The 24,748-nt window shown below is 65.8% G+C and carries 24 protein-coding genes and 2 pseudogenes; 15 read left to right on the plus strand and 11 right to left on the minus strand.

The window, feature by feature from the left end:
* The first annotated feature begins 225 nt into the window (after positions 1-225).
* Both AB0H61_RS14185 and AB0H61_RS14190 read left to right on the plus strand, forming a co-directional pair.
* Positions 226-1,035, plus strand: coding sequence for an SAM-dependent methyltransferase (locus AB0H61_RS14185; protein ID WP_357303502.1), 810 nt, complete (start codon positions 226-228; stop codon positions 1,033-1,035).
* 31 nt (positions 1,036-1,066) lie between these two features.
* Entirely contained in the window at positions 1,067-2,365 is a 1,299-nt protein-coding gene (locus AB0H61_RS14190; protein ID WP_357303505.1) for a sensor domain-containing diguanylate cyclase, read from the plus strand.
* On the opposite strand, the gene AB0H61_RS14195 is transcribed toward AB0H61_RS14190, so the two are convergent.
* Complete coding sequence (locus AB0H61_RS14195; protein WP_357303508.1) at positions 2,362-2,529, minus strand: hypothetical protein; 168 nt, start codon at positions 2,527-2,529, stop codon at positions 2,362-2,364. The two genes, AB0H61_RS14190 and AB0H61_RS14195, sit on opposite strands and share 4 nt — an antisense overlap.
* Before the next feature lie 25 nt (positions 2,530-2,554).
* Here AB0H61_RS14195 and AB0H61_RS14200 point away from each other — a divergent pair, with 25 nt between their 5' ends.
* Positions 2,555-3,055 carry a CGNR zinc finger domain-containing protein gene (locus tag AB0H61_RS14200; RefSeq protein ID WP_357303511.1) on the plus strand — a complete coding sequence of 167 codons (501 nt, stop codon included), beginning with the start codon at positions 2,555-2,557 and terminating at the stop codon, positions 3,053-3,055.
* A 21-nt stretch (positions 3,056-3,076) separates the two neighbouring features.
* On the opposite strand, the gene AB0H61_RS14205 is transcribed toward AB0H61_RS14200, so the two are convergent.
* On the minus strand, positions 3,077-3,502 hold the full coding sequence (locus tag AB0H61_RS14205; RefSeq protein WP_357303514.1) for a hypothetical protein: 426 nt from the start codon (positions 3,500-3,502) through the stop codon (positions 3,077-3,079).
* 339 nt (positions 3,503-3,841) lie between these two features.
* On the opposite strand from AB0H61_RS14205, the gene AB0H61_RS14210 reads away from it, so the two are divergent.
* Complete coding sequence (locus AB0H61_RS14210; protein WP_357303517.1) at positions 3,842-4,747, plus strand: bile acid:sodium symporter family protein; 906 nt, start codon at positions 3,842-3,844, stop codon at positions 4,745-4,747.
* 25 nt (positions 4,748-4,772) lie between these two features.
* Here the strand turns inward: AB0H61_RS14210 and AB0H61_RS14215 are convergent, their stop codons facing one another.
* Positions 4,773-6,614, minus strand: a complete 1,842-nt coding sequence (locus AB0H61_RS14215; protein ID WP_357303935.1) for an alkyl sulfatase dimerization domain-containing protein — start codon at positions 6,612-6,614, stop codon at positions 4,773-4,775.
* 751 nt (positions 6,615-7,365) lie between these two features.
* Here AB0H61_RS14215 and AB0H61_RS14220 point away from each other — a divergent pair.
* Positions 7,366-7,935 (plus strand): helix-turn-helix domain-containing protein, encoded by a 570-nt coding sequence (locus tag AB0H61_RS14220; protein WP_357303520.1) that lies wholly within the window; start codon positions 7,366-7,368, stop codon positions 7,933-7,935.
* 103 nt (positions 7,936-8,038) lie between these two features.
* A complete protein-coding gene (locus tag AB0H61_RS14225) occupies positions 8,039-9,166 on the plus strand; it encodes an acyl-CoA dehydrogenase family protein (protein ID WP_357303523.1) in 1,128 nt (375 codons plus the stop codon).
* Here AB0H61_RS14225 and AB0H61_RS14230 read toward each other — a convergent pair.
* Positions 9,126-9,524 (minus strand): tyrosine-protein phosphatase, encoded by a 399-nt coding sequence (locus tag AB0H61_RS14230; protein WP_357303525.1) that lies wholly within the window; start codon positions 9,522-9,524, stop codon positions 9,126-9,128. The genes AB0H61_RS14225 and AB0H61_RS14230 overlap by 41 nt on opposite strands.
* On the opposite strand from AB0H61_RS14230, the gene AB0H61_RS14235 reads away from it, so the two are divergent.
* Positions 9,423-10,709, plus strand: a complete 1,287-nt coding sequence (locus tag AB0H61_RS14235; RefSeq protein WP_357303954.1) for a hypothetical protein — start codon at positions 9,423-9,425, stop codon at positions 10,707-10,709. The genes AB0H61_RS14230 and AB0H61_RS14235 overlap by 102 nt on opposite strands.
* 126 nt (positions 10,710-10,835) lie before the next feature.
* Here AB0H61_RS14235 and AB0H61_RS14240 read toward each other — a convergent pair whose 3' ends face one another.
* Positions 10,836-11,000 (minus strand): hypothetical protein, encoded by a 165-nt coding sequence (locus AB0H61_RS14240; RefSeq protein ID WP_357303956.1) that lies wholly within the window; start codon positions 10,998-11,000, stop codon positions 10,836-10,838.
* 6 nt (positions 11,001-11,006) lie between these two features.
* On the opposite strand from AB0H61_RS14240, the pseudogene AB0H61_RS14245 reads away from it, so the two are divergent.
* The 4 genes and pseudogenes from AB0H61_RS14245 to AB0H61_RS14260 form a co-directional block, all read left to right on the plus strand.
* A pseudogene (locus tag AB0H61_RS14245) lies at positions 11,007-11,246 on the plus strand (SDR family oxidoreductase); the annotation flags it as partial.
* A 74-nt stretch (positions 11,247-11,320) separates the two neighbouring features.
* Positions 11,321-11,674 (plus strand): hypothetical protein, encoded by a 354-nt coding sequence (locus tag AB0H61_RS14250; RefSeq protein WP_357303528.1) that lies wholly within the window; start codon positions 11,321-11,323, stop codon positions 11,672-11,674.
* Between the two features lie 30 nt (positions 11,675-11,704).
* The gene (locus AB0H61_RS14255; RefSeq protein WP_357303531.1) at positions 11,705-12,544 is read left to right on the plus strand and encodes a DUF72 domain-containing protein; all 840 of its coding nucleotides are present in this window, start codon (positions 11,705-11,707) and stop codon (positions 12,542-12,544) included.
* Between the two features lie 93 nt (positions 12,545-12,637).
* Positions 12,638-13,153 (plus strand): nucleoside deaminase, encoded by a 516-nt coding sequence (locus AB0H61_RS14260; protein ID WP_357303534.1) that lies wholly within the window; start codon positions 12,638-12,640, stop codon positions 13,151-13,153.
* Between the two features lie 25 nt (positions 13,154-13,178).
* Here AB0H61_RS14260 and AB0H61_RS14265 read toward each other — a convergent pair.
* Positions 13,179-14,389, minus strand: a pseudogene (locus tag AB0H61_RS14265) (AMP-binding protein); the annotation flags it as partial.
* A gap of 93 nt (positions 14,390-14,482) precedes the next feature.
* Between AB0H61_RS14265 and AB0H61_RS14270 the strand changes: the two are divergent.
* Entirely contained in the window at positions 14,483-15,664 is a 1,182-nt protein-coding gene (locus AB0H61_RS14270) for a TetR family transcriptional regulator (RefSeq protein ID WP_357303535.1), read from the plus strand.
* A 97-nt stretch (positions 15,665-15,761) separates the two neighbouring features.
* Here AB0H61_RS14270 and AB0H61_RS14275 read toward each other — a convergent pair whose 3' ends face one another.
* Both AB0H61_RS14275 and AB0H61_RS14280 read right to left on the minus strand, forming a co-directional pair.
* The gene (locus tag AB0H61_RS14275) at positions 15,762-17,252 is read right to left on the minus strand and encodes an aldehyde dehydrogenase family protein (protein WP_357303538.1); all 1,491 of its coding nucleotides are present in this window, start codon (positions 17,250-17,252) and stop codon (positions 15,762-15,764) included.
* 28 nt (positions 17,253-17,280) lie between these two features.
* Positions 17,281-18,873, minus strand: a complete 1,593-nt coding sequence (locus AB0H61_RS14280; RefSeq protein WP_357303540.1) for a GMC family oxidoreductase N-terminal domain-containing protein — start codon at positions 18,871-18,873, stop codon at positions 17,281-17,283.
* Between the two features lie 144 nt (positions 18,874-19,017).
* On the opposite strand from AB0H61_RS14280, the gene AB0H61_RS14285 reads away from it, so the two are divergent.
* The gene (locus AB0H61_RS14285) at positions 19,018-20,049 is read left to right on the plus strand and encodes an AraC family transcriptional regulator (protein WP_357303543.1); all 1,032 of its coding nucleotides are present in this window, start codon (positions 19,018-19,020) and stop codon (positions 20,047-20,049) included.
* A gap of 198 nt (positions 20,050-20,247) precedes the next feature.
* On the opposite strand, the gene AB0H61_RS14290 is transcribed toward AB0H61_RS14285, so the two are convergent.
* Complete coding sequence (locus tag AB0H61_RS14290) at positions 20,248-20,922, minus strand: hypothetical protein (protein WP_357303546.1); 675 nt, start codon at positions 20,920-20,922, stop codon at positions 20,248-20,250.
* 314 nt (positions 20,923-21,236) lie between these two features.
* Here AB0H61_RS14290 and AB0H61_RS14295 point away from each other — a divergent pair, with 314 nt between their 5' ends.
* Positions 21,237-21,962: an HAD-IA family hydrolase gene (locus AB0H61_RS14295; RefSeq protein ID WP_357303549.1), complete on the plus strand. Its 726-nt coding sequence runs from the start codon at positions 21,237-21,239 to the stop codon at positions 21,960-21,962.
* A 1-nt stretch (position 21,963) separates the two neighbouring features.
* A complete protein-coding gene (locus tag AB0H61_RS14300) occupies positions 21,964-22,701 on the plus strand; it encodes a hypothetical protein (RefSeq protein WP_357303551.1) in 738 nt (245 codons plus the stop codon).
* A 25-nt stretch (positions 22,702-22,726) separates the two neighbouring features.
* Here AB0H61_RS14300 and AB0H61_RS14305 read toward each other — a convergent pair whose 3' ends face one another.
* Positions 22,727-23,677, minus strand: a complete 951-nt coding sequence (locus tag AB0H61_RS14305) for a GDP-mannose 4,6-dehydratase (protein WP_357303554.1) — start codon at positions 23,675-23,677, stop codon at positions 22,727-22,729.
* Between the two features lie 110 nt (positions 23,678-23,787).
* The gene (hutG, locus tag AB0H61_RS14310; RefSeq protein ID WP_357303938.1) at positions 23,788-24,744 is read right to left on the minus strand and encodes a formimidoylglutamase; all 957 of its coding nucleotides are present in this window, start codon (positions 24,742-24,744) and stop codon (positions 23,788-23,790) included.
* Positions 24,745-24,748 lie beyond the last annotated feature (4 nt).

Raw genomic sequence — 24,748 nt, forward strand, 5'->3', positions numbered from 1 at the left:
ATTGCGACGGGTGCGCGTTCTCGGGCACGGGCCCGCGCGGATTCGGCGCGAATTCGTGATCGAGTGTGGTGCATCGGGATTCACCGGCCCGACTACTATGCGGATGCACCTTTCGGGTGATCGACACCACCGCATCCGGATGGCGCGGGCCGGCCCGTGTCCGGGCGGCCCGAACGCGCACCGTGGCTGGGCGGTACCGCGTCGAGTAGGCAAGGGGTTTTTCGGATGGACAGGCCGGCGTGGGCGCCCGAGAGCGTGGATATGCAGCAGGCGAGCCCGGCGCGGATGTATGACGCCCTGCTGGGCGGCTCGCACAACTTCGAGATCGACCGCAAGGCCGCCGAGATGGGCAAACAGCTGGTGCCCGACCTGCCGCGGCTGGCGCTGAGCAACCGGGCCTTCCTGCGCCGGGCGGTGCGGTTCCTGGTGGATTCGGGGATTCGGCAGTTCCTCGATATCGGATCGGGCATCCCCACCGCGGGCAATGTGCACGAAATCGCGCAGCGCATCGACCCGGAGATCACGGTGCTCTACGCCGATATCGATCCGGTCGCGGTCGCGCACGCCAAGGCGATCCTGCACGGCAACGAGCGGGCCGCGGCGATCGAGGCGGACCTGCGCAAGCCCGCGGAGTTGCTGGCGAAGGTGCGCGAGAACGGGTTGATCGACTTCGAACAGCCGGTCGGTGTGCTGCTGGTGGCGGTGCTGCATCTGCTGTCGGATGCGGACCGGCCGGCCGATATGGTCGCCGAACTGCACGCCGCCGTCGCGCCGGGCAGCTACATCGCGATCTCGCACCTGACCTCCGAGCTCCGGCCCGAGGACGCCGACCGGCTCGGCGCGAATGCGGCCAGCCAGAACCGGATCGGCATCCACTTCCGCCCGCTCGACACGATCGCCGCTATGTTCGATGGGTGGGACCTGGTGGAACCCGGGGTGGTCGAGCTGCCGTTGTGGCGGCCGGAATCCGAACGCGACCGGCACGAGGAGCCGGGGCGTTCGCTCGGGCTCGCGGGGGTCGGCCGGAAGGACTGAGCGGGGCAGGGAAGCGGTAGGGGGCTGCCGAGTGGGTGTGCGGGAGCTGGCGGTTCGATGGGCCGATGCGCTGGACGGCGTGGTAGCCCCGACACTCACGCGAACACAGATCGAGGGGCTGCTGGCCGAACTCGGTGAGATCCTGGCAGCGGCGGTGCGGGGGACCGCCGATCTGCGCGTGGCGAACGAGGCCGCGATCGTGCTGGTGGCCGCGAACTATCGGGACCCGGTCGCGGTCAGCAGATCGATCGCGGTGATCTGCCACGACATGGTGGAGCTGATCTGCCCGGACCGCTCCGACGCCGACTACGAGTCGGTCCGCGATCGGGCGGTGCTGGTCGCGGCCGAGTTCGCCGCCGGTTTCACCGGTGCGTTGCGCGCGGCCGCGCTCGGCGAACAGGAAACCACGATGGGGGCGGCGTTGGCGGCCGCGCAGCAGGCCGAGGCGCGGCGGCAACTGTCGGAGGCTCGGTTCCAGGCGGTTTTCGCGGGCGCGTCGATCGGCATCGGCACGCTGAATACCCGCGGTGAGGTGCTCGATGTGAACGCCGCGTTCGCTGAAATGCTCGGCATCCCTGCCGAAACCATGCCGGGCCGGTCGGTGGCCGAGTTGCTCGGGCCGGTGAATATCGGATATGCCTTCGAGCAGTTGCAGCGCATGCTCGCGGGTGAGATCGACCGTTTCCGGGTGGAGACCGAATATGTGCGCCCGGACGGCGGACTGGCCTATATCGACCTCTCGATGTCCGCGGTGCGCGACAGCGCGGGACGGATCCGATTCCTGATCGGCGTCGCCGTCGATGTCACCGAACGCAAGCAGCTCGCCGATCGGCTCTGGCACGACGCGAATCACGACAGTCTCACCGGACTGCCGAATCGGGTGTTGTTCTTCGATCGCCTGTCGAATGCGACTGCGCCGCTGGGTGTCTGCTATCTGGATCTCGACGGATTCAAGGCGGTCAATGACGAATGGGGCCATACCGTCGGGGACCGGGTGCTGCACGATGTCGCGCAACGGCTGCGGGCGACGGTCGAGTCCATCGGCGGTCTCGCGGCCCGCATCGGTGGTGACGAATTCATCGTGCTCATCGAGAAATGTAAAGGCGAACACCAACTGTCGGCGATATCGCGGCGTCTGCACACGACCCTGGCGGCGCCGATCGAGGTGGCCGGGCATCCGGTCGTCGTCGGCGCCAGCATCGGCACGGTCTTCGTCCAGGATCGGCCCGCCGCCGTGGATGAACTCATGCACTCGGTCGATACGGCCATGTACCGCAACAAGTCCGGCGGGGGCAACCGGCCGCCGCGAGGTCCGTGCTACCGGATCTAGGGTGCGTCGCCGGTGACGAGGCTGCTGCTGCCCGCCCGTGCCACCACGGTTCCGTTATCGCTGACCAGCCATTGGCCGCAGACGCAGCGCAGGTAGTGGACGGAGCCGTGCGACGAAACCAGGGTGGGTGCGGGCCAGGCGCAGGAAGGGCAGGTGGTGATCATGCTTCTACCCTGATGTAATGGCTCAATGCATTTCAACCCTTACGGTGGAGCGGCGGCCGAACTGGCCGCCCGGCTGGTGAACGCGCCGCCGGATGGCGATCTGCTGGAGGTGATCGCGGACTCCGGTTACAAACCCCTCGGCCCGCTCGACGCCCATCAGCGCACCGAACTGCGCCGGTGGATCGCGCGGTTGGGCGCGGCCTTCGATAACCCCACCGTCGAACTGCTCAACGAACTGCTGGCCGAGACCACCGGGCAGCCCTATATCTCCACCCACGACGGTCGTGAACCGCACCTGCACTATGCGCGCGCCGACGCACCGATCGACGAACGGGTCAAGGCCTACACGGCGGCGGGATTGGCGGCGCTGTTCTGCGAGGATCCCAGCCGGATCGGGCGGTGTGCGCGGGCGGGTTGCGGGCTGGTGTTCGTGGACACCTCTCGCAACGGACGTCGCCGCTTCTGCTCGACGCGGTGCTCGAATCGCGTGCACGTCGCCGAGCATCGGATTCGCCGCTCGGCCTGATCCGGCGGTGTACCGTCGGCGTCAGTTGAGGTTTCGTGAACTGTGCCCGCGGAAGTGTGGATGCTCATCGGCCACCGTCCAGCGCCCGTAGGTGGTCTGCCCGGTGTCGTCGTCGCGTTCGATCGGGCTGACCCAGGTGCGGCGCGGATATTGCCCGCCGCTGCGAGGCCCGCGCGCCATCAGCGGGACCTCCCGGGCGACCAGGTAGTAGTCGCCGTCGTCCGGCCGGGTCTCGGGTAGGTATTCGCAGAGTTGCTCGGCCGCGTCACCCAGGTCGGCGGCGGCCACCACCCCGTGCCGGGGACTCAGGTCGTCGCCCGCCACGACCACCGCGGAAACAGTCCACATTCGGTTGGCGGGCAATCTGCCGGCGGGCCCGTCGGGGGCCGCACGATGGCGAGGATCGGCGGTATCCCCCGCCTCGGCCGCGTACGAACCCTCGATCATCCAGCACCTCCGGTGTTGGTCCGGGGGCGACACGGTGGCCCGCGCGCTAGTGCTGCGTTGGATCACCCTGCCTCCCAACGTTATCGGAACAGGACATTCGACCATGTGCCGAGAAATCCTGCGTCCGTGGTCAATTCGAATATTTGAAAGGAGAACTGGCCTGTAAATGAGTGTAACGTCCTGCTCGGGCAGTCGGGCGCGAATCGTGATCGGCCCGACAGCCGGGGAACTCGAAGAAGGGGGAGGGGGCGTGTCACACCGAGCTAGGGTGGATCACATTGCTGCGTTCGGCCGCCGACCGGAGCGAAGCCGCGGCAACGAGATGGCGAGGTGTCACTGATGGCCGGCTGGCAGGTCACCGTTGCGCTACCGATTGTGTTGGCGCTCATCATGTTCGGACTCGGTCTTGCGCTCACCGTCGATGATTTCGCCAGGGTTGTCCGGTATCCGAAGGCGGTGCTGGTGGCGCTGACCTGTCAATTGATCGTGCTGCCCGCGATCGCCTTCGGGCTGGTGGTGCTCGTCGATGTGCAGCCACCACTGGCGGTCGGGGTGATGCTGCTCGCGGCCTCGCCGGGCGGGGCGACGGCGAATCTACTCAGTCACCTGTTCCGCGGCGATGTGGCGTTGAATGTGACGCTGACGGCGGTGAACTCGGTACTCGCCGTGATCACCCTTCCACTTTTGTGCAACTTCGCGCTCGGCTATTTCGCGCCGACCGGACAGGACCAACTCGGGCTGCAGCTCACCAAGGTGCTCCAAGTGTTCGCGATCGTGCTGATCCCGGTTACCGCGGGCATGCTGGCGCGGCACTACGCACCGGGATTCGCGCGGCGGATGGATCGCCCGGTCCGCATCGTCTCGGTCGTGTTCCTGGTCCTGGTCACGCTGGCGGCGATATTCGCCGAGCGCGCGAATATCCTCGACTACCTGCTCGATATCGGTCTTGTCGCACTGTCGCTCGCTGTCGCGAGCTTGAGCATCGGCTACTGGGTGCCGAAGGCCGTGGGTGTGCCGCGCGCCCAGGCCGTCGCGTGCTCGATGGAGATCGGCATCCACAACAGCACGCTGGCGATGACCATCGCCATCAGCGTCCTCGACGACGTCCGGATGGCGGTACCCGCCGGTGTCTACGGCACCATCATGCTTCCGATCGCCTACTCCGCGGGAACGCTCATGACCCGTCGCGTGGCGCCGGTCGGCCCGGCTGCCGCGCTGCCGCACACACGGCGCGGGGAATCCTGACCGAGGCGCGCGGGGCGAGACGCCGCTACGGGGTGACTATGGCGAAATCGGGGTCCGGCTTGTCGAAGAGCGGGCGCAGCTGGGCCAGCGCGGCGGCATTGCCGTCGACCGTGATGTCACCCTTCAGCACCGCCGCCTTCAGATCACCGCCCGCCAGGAAGGTACGGGCCAGCGCGTCGCGGGTGAGGGTGATGGTGGCGTCGGGAGCGGGCAGTCCGTCGCCGGGTGTGCGGTCGTAGTGGATCAGTACGCCATTGCGGAGCTCGCTGCGATGCACCCGGTCGGCCTCGTCGCGGAAACGCCAGTCGGTGACGAGCGTGGTATCCCACGCCTCGGGGCCTTTGATCCGCAGTGACATCGCGTCGAAGGCCTGATCCACGGTCAGCGCGGCGAGCAGGCCGGACGAGGTCGCCGCGGCGGGCGTACCGAACGAGCCGTTGCGTAATTCGTGGGCGCCGCTGAGGTAGAAGTTGCGCCAGGTGGCGTTCTCGGCGCCGTAGGCGAGCTGTTCGAAAGCGCTGGCCTGCAAATGCTTCGCCTTGATATCGGACGGATCGGCGAAGATCACGTAGTCGACCATCTGCACGACCCAGCGGAAATCTCCGGCGTCGTATGCCCGCTGCGCCTTCTTCAGCACCTCGCTCGCGCCGCCCATGGCCTCGACGTGGCGTTTGGCGTTCTCCACCGGCGGATGTTCCCACAGGTGCGCGGGGTTCCCGTCGAACCAGCCCATATAGCGCTGGTAGATCGCCTTGACGTTGTGGCTGACCGATCCGTAGTAGCCGTGCGTCGACCAGTGTGCGGTGAGCGCGGGCGGCAGTTGGATCATCTCGGCGATCTCGGCGCCGACGTAGCCCTGGTTGAGCAGGCGCAGCGTCTGGTCGTTGAGGTAGCCGTACAGATCGCGTTGTACCGAAAGGAATTCCACGATCCGATCGGTGCCCCAGAGCGGCCAGTGGTGCGAGGAGAAGACCAGGTCGGCATTGCGGCCGTAGCGGTTGATCGACTCGGTGAGGTATTTCGACCAGATATGCGGATCCCGGACCAGCGCACCGCGCAGCGTGAGGATGTTGTGCATGGTGTGCGTGGCGTTCTCTGCCATACACAGGATGCGGCGGTCGGGAAAATAGAAATTCATTTCCGAGGGCGCCTCGGTGCCCGGCGTCATCTGGAACTCCATCCGGACGCCGTCGACGGTCTCCTGCTGCCCGGTGTGGGTGATATTCACCGTCGGGTCGAGCAGGGTGACGGTGCCGACCGAGGTGGTCTGACCCAGACCGGCACCGACCTGACCCTTCGGACCGCGCGGGAGTGCGGCGCCGTACATGTAGGCCGCGCGCCGCGCCATCGCGGTGCCCGCGTAGATATTCTCCGACACCGCGTGTTCCAGGAAACCGGACGGTGCGAGTACCGGGCAGCGGCCCGCGGCGACATCCTCCCGGGTGGTGACGCCGAGGGTGCCGCCGAAATGGTCGATGTGCGAGTGCGAATAGATCAGTCCGGTCACCGGTCGTGGACCACGATGCTTGCGATACAGCTCGAGTCCAGCGGCCGCGGTTTCCACGGAGATCAGCGGGTCGATGACGATGACGCCGGTATCGCCCTCGATCAGCGTCATATTGGACAGGTCGAGACCGCGTATCTGGTAGAAACCCGGCGCGATTTCGTAGAGCCCCTGCTTCACCGTCAGCTGCGAGTGCCGCCACAGGCTCGGATTCACCGACAGCGGGCAGGGTTCTCGCAGGAAGCCGTAGGACTCGGTGTCCCACACCACCTTTCCGGTGACGTCGGTGACGGTGCCCGGCTCCAGCGCGGCGAGGAACCCACGGTCGGCGTCCGCGAAATCGGTGGTGTCCGAGAATGGCATCGTCGCGCTGATCTGCTTATTCGCCGCCAGGATGTGATCGGTCGGATCGGTTGCGGTCGCAGACGGATTGATCTCGTCGTCGGATCCGCGGCCGGCGAGGCCGACGCCGACACCCGCGGCCGCCAGTGCCGCCGCACCGGCTCCGAAGACGCCGCGCCGGGATACCTTCGGGCCGGTACCCGGGTTGCCGATGTCGTTTCCGCCGTCGCGTCCGACCATTCGCCGCACTCCTGTCTCGATTCGATCGTCCGGCCAGCTGTGTTGCCAATTGTTAGCCGATATTCCGAGGATACTTGCTATTGCAGTCTCTCTGCAATAGCGACTCCGGGGTTGGCCGCCTAAAGGTGGAGAAGTCGCGGGTTGTGGCTCAATGGGCGATTCCGTGGGCGATCGACTACGCTGATGCAGCAAATCTTTCGCATACGGAGAGTGTTGCCAACGATGAGTAAGCTTCGACACCATCCGGCCATCGCCCCGGATGAGGTTCCGATCACCCGAAGCCCTCGTCGTGCGCGGGTTACCGGTCTCCGTGCCGAGGGGCCGCCCGGTGCTGATGCCGGATGGCCGCGGCCGCGAATACCGGTGCCGGCTTCGCTTCGGCAAACCCGAGGGACGGCCCGAACAGTCGGTGGGGGTTCGCCGGGATACAAGGCGGGCAGCGGCCTTCACGGCGACGAACTGCCTCGCCGAGGCGACGATCAATCCGGAGTCGCCGCGACCGGCCGGACGTGGTCTGTGATCGTATCGGCCCATGGCTGAGGACAGGGTCCGGCGGCGGCGCAATCCGGAGCAGACCCGCAACGCGATCATCGACGCGCTGCTGGAACTGCTGAAGGCGGGGCAGTTCGCGCCGACGACGAAGGACATCGCCGCGCGCGCGGCCACCTCCGAGCGGAGCATATTCGTGCACTTCCCCGGGCGCGACGATCTGACGATCGCGGCCGTGGATCGGCAGTCCGAGGCGGTGGAGTCGCTGATCGAAACGGTGTCGCCCGAGCTGCCCCTGGAGCAGCGCGTCGAATCCGCGGTCCGGCAGAGTGCGGCAATTTTCGCGCTCCAGCGCCACCCTCGGGTGCTCGGCCTGCTGGGATCGCAGGTGCTGCCCGCCATGGATATACGAATGCGATTGACCGACAGGCGCATTCGTGAGTCCCTGCGGCGAAGCTTCGCACCGGAGGTGGACGGCGATGAGGAACTGCTCGACACCGTCGATGCCACCCTCGGCTGGCCGTTCCGGCAGCACCTGGTCGAGCGGCTCGGCCGGTCCGAAGCCGAGGCGTCGGCGGCCGTGCGGCGCACCCTGCTCGGATTGCTGCGCTGACCTACGTGGTGCCGAATGCCGGTTTTCGGCGCAGCCGCTGCGTACCCTGGTCGGCAGCCGCCGTTGCGGCGGTATCGAATCCCGTTCGAGCAGGGAGTATTTCGTGACCACTGTGCAATTCCTGGTTCCGGTCCGCGATGCCGAGCGCAAGGTGTTCGACAGGGTGCTCGAACTGGCCGACGGGTTCGGCGCCGTGGCGGGAGACTACGACGAGCGGGCCGAGATCGCCGTCGGGCATCTGGACGCGCTGCACGACGCGGATCTCGATCGGGCGGTATTGCCCGAGCGGGTCGGCGGTCTCGGACTGAGCTATTCGGTATTCGGCCGGCTGGTTTGCGCGCTGGCCGCGGCCGATCCGTCGACCGCGACGATCTGGACCATGCACGCGGGCTCGGGGGTGGCGCTCGCGGAGATCACCTTCGACACGCTCGGCGCGTACTTCGCCGAGGAGTTCCTCGTGGGCAAGCGGTTTGCGAACGCACTCTCCGAACCCGCCAGTGGGAACCGGTTTCTGAACCCGCAACAGGAGGCCGTCGCGGTGGACGGCGGCTGGGCGCTGACCGGCGCCAAGCGCTTCGTCTCCGGCAGCGAAATCGCCGACTACCTGCTCGTGAACGCGCTCGTCGACGGCGTGCCGACCTTCTTCGGCGTGGTGCCGGACGACACCGTGACCGTCATTCCGATCTGGGACACATTGGGGCTGAGAGCAACTCGCAGCCAGCTGCTGGCCTTCGAGCGGACCGTGCTGCGCGCGGAGTATCGCGGGCGGCGGCCGGGACCGGGTGATTTCGCGGTCATTCCGGCCGGGCTGCCCGCGATCTCGCTCGGCATCGCCGACGCGGCGCTGGCGGCGCTGGTCGAGCACGCCCGGTCCCGCGTGATCCTGGGTGCGCCGCTGTCGCACCAGCAATGGGTGCAGCACGAGGTGGCCGATGTGCAGATTCGGTTGGCGGCAGCGCACGCGCTCTACGAACGCGCGCTCTGGGAAGCCGATAACGCTCTGCCGAGCTTCTTCCCGAATCTGTCCCGGGCGAAATATCTGGCGAACAAGGTCGCGGTGGATGTCGCCCAGCTGGGCGTCCGGGTCGGCGGCGCCTCGGGCTACCTGAAAACCTCACCGATCCAACGACATCTGCGCGATGCCGAGGCGGGCCAGCTGATGGCCTACTCGACCGAGGTACTCGCCGGTGTCATCGGTGCGGAGGTGCTCGGAGTACCGCTGCCGGAATGACACTGCACCGCCGTTCGCCGATCCGCGGTGAGCCGCGCCGTCGCCCTCTCGGCGGCGCGAAGTCGGCGAGCTTCGGCGCCTCGGAGTCGTCGAGCGCGGTCGGCACCGGCGCCACGATGAACCCGGTGCGGTCCTTGCCGGACGCGCAGTGGAATACGACCGGGCCGGTGTCACCGACGATGGAGCGGTGTGAGAAAGTAGCCGATTTCCTGCGCAAATGATCGGTAAACGATCTTGGGTCGGTTAGTTTGGGCAGGTGCGCCACAGCACCGGGCTCGTCGAACTGGTCACGGCCTTTATCTCGGCCGTGATCGGCGGGCTGGCGCTCACCACGCCGATCATGCTGGCCTGGGCGCACGGCACGTCGACCTTGCAGATCCAAATGCTGGCGACCAGTATGCCGCGCTCCACCGCCATCGGGTGCGTTGCGGCGGTGGTCGTCGCGGTCTTCGCGAGCACCGCGGAGTCGATGGTGGTGCCGTGGGCGTCGGCGCTGTGCGGCGCGGTGGTGCTGTTGCTGAACCAACTGGTCGGGCGCAGTTTCTCCGAGATGGCACCGCTGACCACCTTGAACTACATCGATTCACTGGCGGGCGGCATGCTATTGGGTGGGTTGGTGGCGGCCGCCGCGGTGCGCCCGCCGCTCACCCTCGCCTTCGTGCTCGGTGCCCTCACCAGCATCGTGGTCGGTGACATGAGCGTGTCGTCGAGCGAGGCCGGCGAACCGATCCGGTATTCGCCGGTCGTCTGGTTCGTCGTCGACTCGCCGCCGCTGTGGCTGATCTGGCCCGCGACCGCGCTACTCGGGTGGTTCACGGTACGCAACCGAGCCGGGCGCCGATACTCGATGTTCACCGTCGAGCTGCCGTTGCGGCCGATTCTCGCCGCGGTCGTCGGTATGTCGGTGCCGGTGCTGAGCTCGGAGTGGCTGGTGCAGCACGGCAACGCAGGCGGCGATGTGCTCCTGGTCGCCGCGGTGACGGTGGCCGCGGCGTTCGTGACCGCCCTGCTGCTGCCGGGCCATGACGGGATATTGCTGCTGATGTGCGTCGCGCTCGCCGCGGTGGGCGCCGCGATCGCGCTGGTTCCGGGCGAGCTGTGGCATATTCCAGTGCTCATGGCGGTCAATGTGGTTGGGCTGTGGTTGGGGCTACGGCGGCCCTCGCCGATGATCGGAATGATCGCGCTCGTGGCGCTCGGCGTCTTCACGGCACTGGCCGCAGGCCCGCATACGTCGGTCCCCGGCGCGGCGGGGACCGCGACGCTGATGCTCGTGGTGCTCACCGGCTACTGCTTCACCTCTGCCATGCCGAGCCACAGCCCGAGCCTCATGCTCTCGATCGCCACGCTGGTGGTTCCCGGAGTGGTCGTCGCAATGCGGGGCCGGGTGTTCAGTACCGACCCGAAACTGGACTTGGACAACGCGGTGCCGGGCGGTGCCGCGGTGCTGATCACGCTCGGCTGCATGGGTGGTTTGCTCCTGCTGCGCCGCCGTGCTGTCGAACCCGATCCGGCGCCGCTGCAAGGCCCGCCATCCGAGTAGGGCCGCCCGAGCTCAGGCCGGGATCGGGGTGATCTGTGCCCGCGCCGCCTCGACCACGACGAAGGTGGGCGTGCCGCGTTCCCGCAGCCGCTAACCGGTCGGATTCTCGTGGTGGCGGACCGCCACTCACCTCGACAAGCCCGCGCCGAATTCGCGCATACATCGGATCGCCAGGTCGGCGGGAGAGTCGACGGTGGGGTCTGCGGCCCACTGTTCGAGGGCGATCCGGATCGCTCCGGCGGCGGCTGCCGCGGTGAGACGCAGCCGCAGCGGATCCGTGCTCGGCGTCAACTCGGTCAGGGTCTTCGGGCGGTGGCGGTGGCGCCGGGCTCGATCTCCAGCGATATGACCGACAGCCGCGGACCCGGCCTGCCCGCCGACGCGGACTTCACCCTGTTCAGCAAGTTGATTCCGGCCCTCGGCCAGGGCTTCGCCTCGCCGGATACCGTCGCGGGCGTGGTCGCGATGCTCGCCTCCGACGACGGCGCCTTCATCACCGGCACCGAAATCCGCGTCGACGGCGGCACCCACATGTAGTCGAGTCGTGGTCATCGGTTCCAGCGCGTGCGAGTATCGATGGACTACTTCACTGATCGGCCGAGGGGGCATATATGACATTCCGAGAACTCGTGGAGCAGGTGCGGCCGGATTCCGGCGGCGTCCGCGTCTTCGGTGATCCGTACGAAACCGCCGATGGCACAACGATTGTCACCGCAGCCCGGGTCAGCGGCAGCGGCAGCGCGGAAGCGGGTGCCGTCATGGCTACTCCGCTCGGAGTTTTCGCCATCCGCGACGGCAAGGCCGAGTGGACGCCCGCCGTCGATGCCACCCGGGTGGCGCTGATGGGTGAATTCATCGGCCTGGCGGCCGTGGTGATGATTATGGCGACCCTGTTCCGTCGCCCGCCCTGGCCGGATCTGTCGGCCCGTGTCATGACCACCCTGGGCCGTCGCACCTGCCGATAGCATTCACGGCCGTGCGCTAGCGTCGCCGGTATGCGGCTTCACGTGGGATGTGCGATGTGGCGTCATGCTGCCTGGCAGGAGGGGCAGCTGTCACCGGGGGAGGCGCTGCGGGTGTACGCCGGATCGTGCAATGCGGTGGAAGGGAATACGACGTTCTACGCGACGCCGTCGCCGAAGACCGTGCAATCCTGGGCGGCGCAGACCGCTCCGGATTTCCGGTTCCTGGTGAAGCTGCCCAAGCCGATCACCCACGAGCGCAGGCTGATCGAGATCGATGCCGAACTGCGGGCGTTCCTGGGGGCGATGGAACCGCTGGGGCCGCGGGTGCATGCCTGGTGGGTGCAGCTGCCCGCCTCGTTCGGGCCTAACGAACTCGGGGCACTGGCCGGGTTCCTGCGGCGACTGCCGAATGCGGGCCGGTCCGCGGTGGAGGTGCGCCATCCGGCGTTCTTCGAGGACGAGCGGGCCGCCCAGCAGCTGGAGCGGGTGCTCGGCCGGGTCGGCGCGGAATGGGTAACCTTCGACACCACACTGCTTTTCGACGGCCTGCCGGCCAGCGCCGCGGAACAGGAGGCGTGGTCGAAGAAGCCTCGGTTGCCGCGCCGCACCCGGGCGCTCACCGAATTCCCGATCCTCCGCTACCACGGACGCGACGACCTCGAACGCACCGTCGCGGGCTGGCGACCGTGGCTCGACGTCGTCACGGCCTGGCTGCGCGAGGGTCGCTCGCCGACCATATTCCTGCACACCCCTGACAATGCGAGCGCCCTACCGCTGGCGCGCCGCTTCCACGACGAGGTGCGCGCCCTGGTCCCGGAGCTGGAGCCGCTGCCCGAACCAGTACCGACCGAGCCGATGACGCTGTTCTGAGTGCCGGTCGACGCACCGGCGAGGCGGCCGGACGGTGCCCCTATCTGCCTCTACTGTCGAGCCGACGCTGTCGACCGGCGAACGGAGTGGTGAGTGGAGATCGAGCACGTAGCCGACGCGGTGCGGCTGGGCGAATCCGATCTGCGGCATCTGCGGCGCTGTATCGACCTCGCCGCGGAGGCGGTCGCGGCGGGTGATCATCCGTTCGGGTCGGTGCTGGTCGCCGCGGACGGCACCGTCCTGGCCGAGGATCGGAACCGGGTGGTGACCGCCGGTGATCAGCTGGCCCATCCGGAGATCGCATTGGCTCGGTGGGCGCAGGAGCACCTGGAGCCGGACGCGCGGGCCGCCGCGACGGTGTACACCTCGGGCGAGCACTGCCCGATGTGCGCGGTCGGGCACGCGCTGGTGGGCCTGGGACGGATCGTCGTCGCCAGCACGTCGTCGCAACTGTCGGGCTGGCTGGCCGAAATGAGCGTGGCCCCCGCCGTTTTCCGTCCGCTGCCCATCACCACCGTCGCGCCGGGAGTATCGGTGATCGGTCCCGTTCCAGAGCTCGAAGAACAGGTCCGAGCCCTGCACCGGCGCGCGGCCGGGTTGTCCGACTGATCGCGGGCGACTCACGTCGCGGCGCTCAGTGCACTTGGCGGTCGGCGTCTGCCCAGTACGGCTCGCGCAGTTCGCGCTTGCGGATCTTGCCCGCGCCGGAGACCGGCAGACTGTCGACCACTTCGATGGTGCGCGGCGCTTTGTAGCCCGCGATCAGGGTTTTGGCGTGGTCGCGGATCTCCTCGACGGTCACCGAAGTGCCCGGCAGACAGACGATCACGGCGTGTACGCGTTCGCCCCACTCCCGATCCGGCACCCCGATGACCGCGCAGGCGGCGACGCTGGGGTGTGCGGCGACGGCATTCTCGACCTCGGCGGAGTAGACGTTCTCGCCGCCGCTGACGATCATGTCCTTGATCCGGTCGACCACGTACACATAGCCCTGCTCGTCCATGTACCCGCCGTCGCCGGTGTGCATCCAGCCGTCGCGGATCGCGGCCGCGGTCTCCTCGGGCCGGTTCCAGTAACCGAGCATGACATGGTCGCCCTGCACCGCGATTTCGCCGACAGTGCCGCGCGGCACCTCATTGTCGTCGGCGTCCACGATGCGCACCTCGGCATGCGGGGCGCCCCGTCCGGCCGACCGGAGTAGTCCACCGGCGTGGTCGGCCGGGCCGAGCAGCGTGGCGACCGGGGCCAATTCGGTCATGCCATAGGCCTGGGTCAAACCCGCGTTCGGGAAGGCCTTCATGGCGCGTTCCAAGACCGCCTGGGCGATCGGTGCGGCGCCGTACATGATCCGCTGCACACTCGACAGGTCGTGCTCGGCGACCTCGGGGTGGTCGACGAGCATCTGGATCATCACCGGAACCAGCAGTGCGTCGGTCACCCGGTGGGTTTCGATCGCTCGCATCGTCGCCACCGGATCGAAGGCGGGGATCATGACGTGCGTGCCGCCGAGTGCGACCTCGGCCAGCCAGCCAGGTCCGCGAGGTGGAACATGGGCGCGGCGTGCAGGTATCGGCCGCCGGGGCTGAAGAGGTAGCCGCTGGCGATCGACCCGAGCGACGAAGCGAACAGATTGGTGTGGCTGAGCATGACGCCCTTGGGAAAGCCCGTGGTGCCACCGGTGTAGAACAGTCCGGCCAGTTCGCCGCCGCCGCGACGGGCGTCGGGGATCGGGTCGGCCCCCACGATGAGTTCCTCATAGGAGACCGTGCCCTCGGGCGTCGGCCCGTCCCCGCAGTGGATCACCGCAACGAGTCCTTCGTAGGCGGCGCGGATCGCGGGCAGCATCGGTGGCTTCAACATCTAGGCCTGCTCGTTTCCGGGTAATGAGAGAATGATCGCTCATTACCGGGGCGAGGATCGGAGGAGGAGATGGTCGGTGTGACGGACGGGCAAGCGCTGCGCAGCCCGGCTCGCGGGACCCGACCCGCGAATCGGCGACAGCTGATCGTGCGGGCGGCCGCCGACCTCTTCTACCGCAAGGGCTATGCCAAGGTCGGCATGGGCGAGGTCGCAGAGGCGGTGGCCATCGGGCCGTCGGCGCTGTACCGGCATTTCCGCGGCAAGCAGGATCTGCTGTTCACCGTCGTGGCGGACGCGGTGCGCACGCTGGACGCGGTGCTGGCCGTGGCCACCCCCGACGATATCGCCGACCGGTTGGCCGCCGTCACCCTGGCGCACCGCCGCGTCGGGGTGCTCTGGCAGCGCGAGGCGCGTCACCTCACCCCGGAGCGCAGGGCGGAGCTGCGCACCCAGACCAAACGCGTCGGCACTCGGATGACCGAGCTGATCCGGGAACGCCGTGCCGAGCTGGGCGTCGCCGAGGCCCAGCTCCTGCCATGGTGCGCGCTGGCGACCGCGAACAGTGTCTCGTTCCACAGCCTTTCGCTGCCGGAGCCGGGATTCACCGCCCTGCTCAGCGAACTCATCGCCGATATCGTCGACGCCCCGATCGTGCTGCCGGCCCCCGCGTCCGCCGGGGAATCCGGCCGTCCGCTGGCGACTCAGTCCCGGCGCGAAGCCGTTCTCGCCGAGGCTACCCGGCTGTTCGCCCGCAACGGGTTCGCCGGGGTCAGCATGGACGATATCGGCGCGGCCGTCGGCATCGCGGGCCCGAGCCTGTACAACCACTTCACGGCCAAGACCGACATTCTGGCCGCGGTCATGTACCGCGGCGACGAGTGGCTGCGGATGGATATGAATCGGGTATTCGCCCAGGCGGCCGACGCCCGCGACGGGCTGCGTCGGCTCGTCGCGAGCTACACCCGGTTCGTTCTGGAGAATCCGGACCTGATCCAGCTGCTGGTCTCGGAGACCGCGCATCTGCCCGAGACGGACCGGCACCGCGCTCGATCCTCGCAGCACACCTATATCGCGGAGTGGGTGCACCTGGCCACCGAAGTACACCCCGGCTGGGACCCGATCAGCGCACGTATCCGGGTGCAGGCCGCGCAGACGATGATCAACGACATCGCGCTCATCCCGCAGTTACGCGCTCGCCCCGGCATCGATGAGGCGTTGCGCGTCATGAGCGCGGAACTGCTGGCGATCCAAGGGGACTGAGCGTCCGGCCGATCGGCGTTCCGGGCTCGGTCGCCGCCTTCTGGAACACCCGAAGCCCCGATCCGGTACGACCGGATCGGGGCGGATGGCCGACGGGTCAGCCGCGTCCGTGCAGCAGATTCGCCAGCGTGGTGAGGGTCTTGTCGTTGGACGCGGTCCTGGCGAAGCTGGTGAGGTTCATCAGGCCCGGCATGCGCCGGCTGGCGACGGCCTTGGCGTAGGTGAATTCGCGCAGGCCGTCGGGGCCGTGGATGCGGCCGAAGCCGGACTCACCGATACCGCCGAAGGGCAGCGACGGGATGGCGGCGAAGGCGATCACCGAGTTCACCGCGGTCATCCCGGAACGGATGCGCCGGGCGAGTTCCTTGCCGCGCTTCTTCGAGAAGACGGTGGCGCCGAGACCGTACTTCGAATCGTTGGCCAGCTCCACGGCCTCGTCCATACTGGCGACCCTGGCGACGGTCAGTGTCGGGCCGAAGGTCTCGTCGGTATTGGCGAGCGAGTCCCGCGGTACGTCGACGAGAACCGTTGGCTGCACGAAGCGTTCGCCGACCGCGCCGAGTCCGCCGATAATGGCGCGACCGCCGCGCTCGAGTGCGTCGGCGATGTGGCGGCGCACCACCTCGGGCTGGCTGGGCATGGTCATCGGGCCGATCTTCGCGGACGCGTCCGAGCCCGCCCGCAGCGGCTCGACCAGATCGGTGACCTTCTTCACGAATGCGTCGTAGACCTGTTCGTGCACGTAGACCCGCTCCACGCCGACGCAGGTCTGACCCGCGTTGGCCAGTCCGCCCCAGACCGCCGCGTCGGCGGCCTTGGCGATATCGGCATCGGCATCGACCAGCAGCGCATCCTTGCCGCCGCCCTCGATCACCACCGGTGTCAGGGTGTCGGCGCAGGCGTGCATGATCTTTCGGCCGGTACCGGGCGAGCCGGTGAAGGCGATCTTGTCCACCCCGGACCGGCACAGCGCCTCACCGGTGGGACCGAAGCCGGTGATCAATTGCAGCACCGGCTGTTCCGGCACCACCTGGGCGAACGCGTCGACCAGCCATGCGCCGACCCCGGGGGTGTATTCACTCGGCTTGAAGACCACCGCATTGCCCGCCGCCAACGCGTAGGTGATGGAACCGAGCGGGGTGAAGACCGGATAGTTCCACGGACCGATCACGCCGATCACGCCCAGCGGCAGATATTCCACCGACGCGGAGTGATCCGACATCACCAGCCCGGACGATACCCGCTTGCGGCCCAGCACCTTCGGCGCGTGTTTGGCGGCCCAGGCGATGTGATCGAGCACCAGTGCGACCTCGAGCGTCGCATCCGAATGCGGCTTGCCGGTCTCCGCATGCACCACATCGGCGAGCTGGTTGATCCGGCGGGTCAGCACACCGGCCCAGGCGCGCAATCGCTTGCCGCGCTCGGCGAAACCGAGACCGCCCCACCAATCCGCGGCTTCCTTCGCCTTGGCCACCACCGCGTCGACATGGTCGGCGTCGTGCACCGAGTAGGTGCCGACGATATCGCCGGTGGACGGGTCGAGCGAGTCGAAGGTCGGCGCCGAGGTCTGCTCCGAGATTGCGGTCATTTCACTTCTCCTAGTGGGTATTTCGGATCTAGGCGGTGCGGCCGAGGACCAGGTCTGCGGCCTTCTCGGCGATCATGACGGTGGCCGCGTTGGTATTGCCGCGGACGATCTCCGGCATGACCGACGCGTCCACCACGCGCAGGGCCTCGAACCCGTTGACCCGCAACTGCGGATCGACCACCGCGTGCTCGCCCACGCCCATGGCACACGTGCTGACCGGGTGGTACAGGGTCTGGGCCCATTTCCGGATGTGGTCGGCGAGGTCGTCGTCGGTGACGCCCGCGGTGCGGGCCGGGATGAACGGCCGGTCGAGATACCGGCCGATGGACGACTCCGTCGCGATATCGATGGTGCGGCGGGCTCCGGCGATGGTGGCGCGCATATCGATCGGATCGGAGAAGTATCCGGGATCCAACTCCGGCTTCCAGGCCGGATCGGCCGAGCGCAGCCGCAGCCTGCCGCGGCTGGCGATATGCACCAGGGTGACGCCCGCGGTGAACATCGGCGCGATCGGTTCACGGAATCCGTTGTCGTAGAAGCCGGTCGGCGCTACGTGGATCTGGATATCGGGCGCGGCCAGCCCCTCGCGGGAGGCGAAGAACGCGCCGCCCTCACCGACATTGGAGGCGAGCGGACCGCGACCGGTCAGCTGCCACTGCACCAACCGGCCCGGGTTCACATAGTCGGACAGATCCGAGGTGCCCTTGGTGTACCAGAGCATCGGGACCACCGGGTGGTCGTGCAGATTCTCGCCGACACCGGGCAGATCCGCGGCTACATCGATGCCGAACTCGCGCAGCTGCGCCGCCGGGCCGATACCCGAAAGCATCAGCAGCTGTGGCGAATTGATCGAGCCGCCGGACAGCAGCACTTCCCGCTCCGCGTAGGCGATGTGTTCGACGCCGTCGCGCCGATAGCTCACGCCCATGGCTCGGGTTCCGCGCAGCAGCACCTTGGTGGCGAACGCGTGCGTGCGCACCGTGAGATTCGGCCGGTCGAGTACTGGACGCAGGTATCCGTCGGCCGTCGACCAGCGGTGTCCCTTCTTGCAGGTCACCTGGTATCGGCCGGCGCCCTCCTGGGAGTCGCCGTTGAAGTCGTCGTTGGGCTTGAGCCCGTTGCTGACCGCCGCCTGCACCCAGGCATCGGTGAGTTCGTGCGTGTAGCGCCGATCCTCGACGTGCAGCGGGCCGTTGTCGCCGTGGTGCACGCCGGTGAACCGGGTGTTGGTCTCCGAGCGCACGAAGTACGGCAGCACATCGTCGTAACCCCAGCCCGTCGCGCCGTAGTTGTCGCGCCAGCCGTCGTAGTCCACCCTATTGCCGCGGATGTAGATCATCGCGTTCATCGATGAGCAGCCGCCGAGTGCTTTCATACGCGGCCAGAACGCTTTCCGGCCGTCCATATGCTTCTGCTCGGTGGTCTCGTAGTTCCAGTCCCATTTGGTCTTGAACAGACTGGAGAACGCCGCCGGAATGTGGATCTCGTCCGCATCGTCGGCGCCGCCCGCCTCCAGCAGCAACACCGAGACCTTCGAATCCGCGCTCAACCGATTGGCAAGAACGCAGCCCGCGCTACCCGCGCCGACGATCACGTAGTCGAAGGAATCCTGCTCGGCCACTCACGTCTCCTCATCGATCTGGCGTGACTCGCGTCACGTGCATTCGACCAATGTACGACCGGGCGGTATGCCGAACCCAGGGTGGCAGCGGACAGAAATTTGATAGATTCGGCCACGAATGCAGGGTTCATCGGAAGGTATCTCATGGCCGGGTCCGCGGCAACGACACGCCGGGCGCCGAGTGTGCGACTACTGGTGGAGTTCGCCGCCGAGTACGGCATGTCCGCCCAGGCGTGCCTGCGCCGCTCGGGTCTGCGCCCGCAGCGGCTGGCCGACGCCGATCTTGTCGTATCCCCCGACCAGGAACTGGTGGTCATCGCGAATATCGTCGAGGCTCTCGACGACCGCCCTGGGCTCGGGATCGCGGCGGGCGTTCGGTACCACGTCACCACCCACGGCATCTGGGGCTACGCACTGATCAGCAGTCGCACCCTGGGCGACGCCATCGACCTGGGCCTGCGCTACCTGGATCTGTCGTTCTCCTTCTGCCGCATCACCGCGCACGAGGAGGGTGCGATCCTGAGCCTGGTCGTCGACCCCGAGCCCGCGCCGGAACCGGTGCGCCGCTTCGTCGCCGAGCGCGATATCGGTGTCACCGCCGCCCTCTACCGCGAACTGGTCGGACCCTCGGCGACCTTCCGGCGCATCGACCTGCCCTATGCCATGCCGAATCCCGCAGCACCGGAAGGGATTCGGGCGCTGCTCGGAGCGTCGCCGAGGTACCGCGCCGGTCGGTACGCCGCCTCGTTCGACATCGCGCGTATCGCGGACCCCCTACCGCTGGCCGAACCGCATACCGCCGCGATGGCCGAACAGCAGTGCCGCGAACTGCTCGAACGCCAGGGCGCGACCGGCGTGGCAGGTCAGGTGCGAAATCTGTTGCTGGGCAACCCCGCCCGTCCGCCGACCGGCGACCAGGTGGCTGCCGCGCTGTTCATGACCCCGCGTACCCTGCGTCGCCGCCTCATCGAAGAGGGTCTGTCCTACCGGGCGCTACTCGATGACGTCCGCCGCCAGGTCGCCGAGCAACTCCTCGACGAAACCCACCTCTCGGTGGCCGAAATCGCCGAACGCGTCGGCTATGCCGAAACCGCCGCCTTCACCCACGCCTTCCGGCGCTGGACCGGCGGCCCGCCCCGCGCCTATCGCGGACGCGCTGCCGCGATCAACGCCTGAGAACGCGCCCCGCGCGTCCGGTCCCGGGGATCCTCAGTGCAGGGCGGCTGCGCGGTTATCGATATCACCTCGTGCATCGATCGTGGGAATCCGCCGTCCTGGCGGCACCATTTCGCTACCGGCGTCTGATTCGTACAACCGGCAACCCGAAGACGCGCACAGATCACTTTGCAGCCGTGGGATTCTCGTGTACAGGATCTACGCGCGGACGTACCGCACGACGTCGTGAAACTCTGTCGGATCCGCATCTTCGAGGCTCGCCAGCACTGTGGTGTTGCCGTCGATGACGGATGCGACGGCAGCGGAAAGGTACCGATGGCAGCGAGCAATGCCATCGGCCGCAGCGGTCCTATCGGATGTCGCAGTCAGGCTGGAATTGTCGATTATGACGTCGAACAGGGTTCGGTCCGGACCGAATACAGAGTCGCACACTCGGGCAATCCGGGCGATATCAACGGAATCCTTCTGGTAGATGCTTATCGCGCATTGTTGAACTGGCGATGATTCGTTCCCCAGCGAGGCGTGGCACTTTCTTGCTCGCGAAGGTAGATCGGACTCGACCCACACTCGAATGCATTTTGAATCGGACATCCACGGTAGGAATCGCGCATCGAATATCTGGTCGACACCATCGCGAACACGCTCCGCCAGATACCGATCGAGCTCGATATCGACGTCTTTGTGCAGTTCTCGCCGGCGGGCTATCTCGGCTCCTCTATTGAACCAGAGTCGACTCTCGTCGGTGCTGTCGAACCCTAGTCGTTCCAGTAGAATTCCGGATGCCCACACGATCTCATAGCCTAATTCCTTCGCCAAAAGTCGGGCATGGGTTGTTTTTCCGGCTGCGGTGTACCCGGAGATAGCAATGTTCACAGTGATGAGTATGCTCTGAACCGGCCTCGGCCGAGCGCAGAATCGAAGCCTGAGCCGACCGTGGACTGACCGCGTCCTTTGGCGAATGAGACGCACTGGCCACTCGCGAACCTTGTGGCAGTCAGTGGTGATGGTTGTCTGGAGTGCTCGGAATGATCCCTGCCGTCGCCTACAATCGACGTCGCCAGCTGTTCAGGCTCCTTTACGATTCGATCGGGGGATGCCTGCGCCAAAGTCGATGAGAGGCCGAGATTCTAGGGCGTTGCTCCCAAAGCTGGTGTCCGCCTGGAAGGCCATCGGTAGCATTCGCACGTATGGCGCAATCCTTCACTGTTGCCTTCGACATCGGCAACACCCTGATTGACGTGGATGGGATCCAAGACCGCGCGCTTCAGTCCACAACAGATGCGCTGGTCGAGCGTCACCTCATAGGTTCACGATCGGATTTCCTCGACGCGTACGCGAGTGTTGAGAAGTCTATATCCGGACCTGCTGTAAACCATTTGTTCTCCAAGCCGATGGAGATTATGAAGCGAACGTTGGACAGCATCGAACTTTCGGGCAGGTCTTCGCTCTACTTTGCGCTATCGGTATATCGGGATACGGTGCTGCGAGCCATTGAGCCAAAAAGTGATCTGACGCAAATGTTGAAAGATATGCGTGCCAAACATCGGCTCGCTATAGTTTCGGATGGATCCATCGACGACCAGATACTGACACTATATCGCATGGGTATTATCGAACTATTCGATCCTATTGTGATCAGTGAAGAGGTCGGTGTTCTTAAGCCTGATCCCAGGATATTCGAAAGGCTTCTATTCGAGACAGGAATGTCGGCATCGGATGTTGTTATGGTTGGAAATGATCCATATCGGGATATAGCGGGAGCGAAGCGGGTCGGTATGAAAACCGTTTGGGTTCGTACTGGCCGTCGGTTGAACAGTGCGGAAATTGATCTTCCGGGCGATGGTTCGATCGATTTCGATCAACTGCATTTGCTCGGGCCTGTCATTGATAGAATTCTTGGAGAAGAATCTTAACATGGACCCAGATCTGAAGCAGCGCCTGATCTCGGGTGCTCTTGTCCCAACTGCCGCAATTATTCTCACTGCTGTTGTTACGAAGCTTGTGCAGGCCAGTCTGGTTGCAACAGTGCTGATATCCGCAATTATCGCGGCAGTGCTCATAACCTTCGCTCTTCGATTTCGTCCGAGGCGCGGGCGGGTTGCAGTACAACTGGCGTCGATCAGGGAGCTGTACGAGAGTCGCAACGCTGCCAGTGAGCAGGATGAGATCGATGCCATTCGCGGAGCGAAATCTTCGGTTAGTGTTCTGGGGATTTCACATAAGATTTTGTGGAGCAATCAAAGCGTATTCCGGGACGCATTGATTGCGGCGAGTCTGAATCGTGTCCAAGTGACCTTTTTGATACTTGATCCTGATTCGGACAACCTGCAGTTGAAGGCTCGAGATGAAGGGGAGGAGCCTTCGATATGGGTTAATGACATCAATGCCTCGATTGCCCGCTTTCGTGATCTCAAGACCAAACAGCCGGAGCTTCGGTTGGAGCTCTATACGTACGATTCCTTTCCCATATGGCATATGCTGATCATCGACGGAAAAATTGGGTACATCGGCTACTATCCATCGGATCGCTCGGCATCCCATGCTCCCCTGTATGTCATGGAGCGGGCAGACGAGAAGTTTGCTCTATTGGTTCCACTGATGAAGCAGTTCGAGCATCTGAAATCTACCGGAACGAGGCTGGATTTTTCGTAGCCCCGTTTCGAACTCGATCCGCTCGCTATGTAACTGTTGTGAACTTTTGACGATCGTTCACCAGTGCTGCAATTCCTTTCTCTATTGTGGTCCCGGCGTTGATTCCGAGAATTCCATTCATTCGGGATGTATCGGATAGCAGGCTGGGCACGTCGCCCGGCCAACTTCGATTCGTGAACTCGACTCGGTGGTCGCTGATTCCAGAGGATCGTAACGCAATTTCCACAAGTTCCGAAATTCTGGTCGGTCTCCCGGTTCCGGAATTGCATACTATTCCAGAATTATCGAGATGTTCTATCAATGCGATGAATGAGTTCGTCACATCGTCTACATGGATGAAGTCACGTATATGGTCCCTATGTCCCATCATCCGGATAGTGCGTTGTGGTGCCGGTATCTGACTCAAGAGATCGTAGATCACATGCTTACGCTGGCGCCCACCATATGCGTTGAATATTCTCAATGGCGAGAAGGTTTGATGGTATGTGGCTTCGAAGGTGTTGCCTAGTATTTCAGCAGATAATTTCGAAGCTCCGTACGGAGAGACTGGTCTGAGTGGGTGTTTCTCGTCGATCGGTAGGTATTCGGGTAGGCCGTAAACGGCTGCGGATGACGCTTGAACGACGTGTCTTATACCACATAGTCGGGCCGTCTCCAGGATGCTTACCATGCCCCCGGCATTGATATCGAAGTCTGCTTTCGGGCTGTCTATAGACTTCGGTACCGATGCATTTGCGGCGAGGTTCACGATAGCATCTCGATGCCTGCCGTGACGCTGGACGCCTTCGAAGTCGCGAATATCCAGCTCGATGAATTCGATATCACTCAGGCAGTCATTCAAGTTTTCAATTCTGCCCGTTTGCAAATTGTCAACTGCGGTTACCGTGGCACCCAACCGGACTAACTTCTCGGTCAGCTGTGAGCCTATGAATCCAGCAGCTCCAGTTACCAGTATTCGGGAACCATCTATCTTCACCTGACCTGCCGATACTCACGCTCGAGATGGATATGCCATTGTATCTTCTCTCGACTCGTTGATATGAGACATTGCGCCGTGAATGGCGGCTCGGGTCGCGAAGCATGCCCTCACGTCGTTGGCACGGGCGGTACGTGTCCGACGACGATGCGGTGGATGAGTCGGGCGGCGGTGCGGGCGGTGCGGTTGTCGATGTCGAAGGCGGGGTTGAGTTCGGCGACGTCGACGGCGGCCAGTTTGCCGCTGACGGTGACTCGGTCGCAGACCCGCTGGATGATTTCCATCGGCACACCGAAGGCTGCGGGGGCGCTGACGCCGGGGGCGACGGACGCGGGCAGTACATCGAGGTCGATGGTCAGATACACCAGGTCAACGGCGTCCAGGACGTCGGTCACGAAAACATCCACGCGGTCGCGGTCGGAGCTGCCGCAGTGCTCGTCGAGGAGGTAGCGGACGCCGAGTTGCCGTGCCGTGTCGAACAGGGCCGTCGTATTACTCGGCTGACTGATGCCGAGCACGTCGTAGCGGTGGGTGGTGCCCGCGGTCCGCTCGGCCGCCGCGATCTGCCGGAACGGTGTGCCCGAACTCGGGATCGGGTCGCCCCTGAGGTCGAAATGCGCGTCCAGGTTGAGGATTCCGAGCCGGGGTCGGCCCTGCCGCAGCCGCGAGGCGGCGACGCCGAGATAGGTGCCGTAGGCGACTTCGTGGCCGCCGCCGAGCACCACCGGCAGGCGGTGCGCGTCCATGGCCGCCGCGACGGTGCGGCCGAGCGCCGCCTGTCCGGCCTCCAGTTCGCCGGCGGTGACGGCGAGGGTGCCCGCGTCCTCGATCGAACGCGCGCGGTCCAGGGCCAGCCCGGCCAACGCCGCCCGCAAGGCATCGGGCCCGGCGGCGGCCCCGGGGCGGCCCCGGTTGCGGCGCACCCCTTCGTCACTGGCGAAACCGATAACGACACAACCATTTTCGGCGACATTGTCCGGTTCGTACGGCCGCACGACGTGATGCCAGCGCAGATGTTCGAGGCCGCTGCCGTCGGATCGTCCGGTCCACGGTGGCGGCGCGATCAGATCG

The organism is Nocardia sp. NPDC050710 (assembly GCF_040654375.1).
In the GTDB taxonomy this organism is placed as follows: Bacteria; Actinomycetota; Actinomycetes; order Mycobacteriales; family Mycobacteriaceae; genus Nocardia.

Excerpts from the sequence above, each read along its gene's own strand:
- AB0H61_RS14300 (WP_357303551.1), top strand. The coding sequence starts at position 21,964 with ATGGACCCAGATCTGAAGCAGCGCCTGATCTCGGGTGCTCTTGTCCCA.
- AB0H61_RS14255 (WP_357303531.1), top strand. The coding sequence starts at position 11,705 with ATGCGGCTTCACGTGGGATGTGCGATGTGGCGTCATGCTGCCTGGCAG.
- AB0H61_RS14285 (WP_357303543.1), top strand. The coding sequence starts at position 19,018 with ATGGCCGGGTCCGCGGCAACGACACGCCGGGCGCCGAGTGTGCGACTA.
- AB0H61_RS14295 (WP_357303549.1), top strand. The coding sequence starts at position 21,237 with ATGGCGCAATCCTTCACTGTTGCCTTCGACATCGGCAACACCCTGATT.
- AB0H61_RS14195 (WP_357303508.1), bottom strand. The coding sequence starts at position 2,529 with ATGATCACCACCTGCCCTTCCTGCGCCTGGCCCGCACCCACCCTGGTT.
- AB0H61_RS14215 (WP_357303935.1), bottom strand. The coding sequence starts at position 6,614 with ATGCCATTCTCGGACACCACCGATTTCGCGGACGCCGACCGTGGGTTC.
- AB0H61_RS14185 (WP_357303502.1), top strand. The coding sequence starts at position 226 with ATGGACAGGCCGGCGTGGGCGCCCGAGAGCGTGGATATGCAGCAGGCG.
- AB0H61_RS14250 (WP_357303528.1), top strand. The coding sequence starts at position 11,321 with ATGACATTCCGAGAACTCGTGGAGCAGGTGCGGCCGGATTCCGGCGGC.
- AB0H61_RS14210 (WP_357303517.1), top strand. The coding sequence starts at position 3,842 with ATGGCCGGCTGGCAGGTCACCGTTGCGCTACCGATTGTGTTGGCGCTC.
- AB0H61_RS14220 (WP_357303520.1), top strand. The coding sequence starts at position 7,366 with ATGGCTGAGGACAGGGTCCGGCGGCGGCGCAATCCGGAGCAGACCCGC.
- AB0H61_RS14205 (WP_357303514.1), bottom strand. The coding sequence starts at position 3,502 with ATGATCGAGGGTTCGTACGCGGCCGAGGCGGGGGATACCGCCGATCCT.
- AB0H61_RS14200 (WP_357303511.1), top strand. The coding sequence starts at position 2,555 with ATGCATTTCAACCCTTACGGTGGAGCGGCGGCCGAACTGGCCGCCCGG.
- AB0H61_RS14275 (WP_357303538.1), bottom strand. The coding sequence starts at position 17,252 with ATGACCGCAATCTCGGAGCAGACCTCGGCGCCGACCTTCGACTCGCTC.